1 pseudogene is annotated in these 358 nt (G+C 29.6%); it reads right to left on the reverse strand.

Annotated features, from left to right (window positions below):
* Positions 1 to 358: pseudogene (locus KAR88_RS08735) on the reverse strand (motility associated factor glycosyltransferase family protein); the annotation flags it as partial.

Below are 358 nucleotides of genomic sequence, written 5' to 3' on the forward strand. Positions count from 1 at the left end.
TTTGTTTATTTAAACTTAAAGGTTCTAATTTTTCAAAAGGTTTATTTAAATCTTTATCAAGTAAATTCTCACAAGCCCATAGAAAAGGTTTTTCTATGGTTCCTTCTATCCTTGCTCCACCTTCGGTACAGTTGTAGGTGGTGATATTAAAGAATTTTTGAAAATAATTAATGTCATTTTCAAAAATTAGTCGAAACATAGTCCAAATTTCAGAGCTTTCAACTTTTCCGTTACCTCCATAAGCTAAACATTGAAATTTGCCCTTATCTCTTTGAAAATGTCCTTCATGTTTATCAAGATTTTTATAATCTTTAGTATGGGAAAATCCATCTTTTGCATAAGCTAAATCCTGTCCTAT

The organism is Campylobacter sp. JH23 (assembly GCF_017846595.1).
Taxonomy (GTDB): Bacteria; Campylobacterota; Campylobacteria; order Campylobacterales; family Campylobacteraceae; genus Campylobacter_D; species Campylobacter_D coli.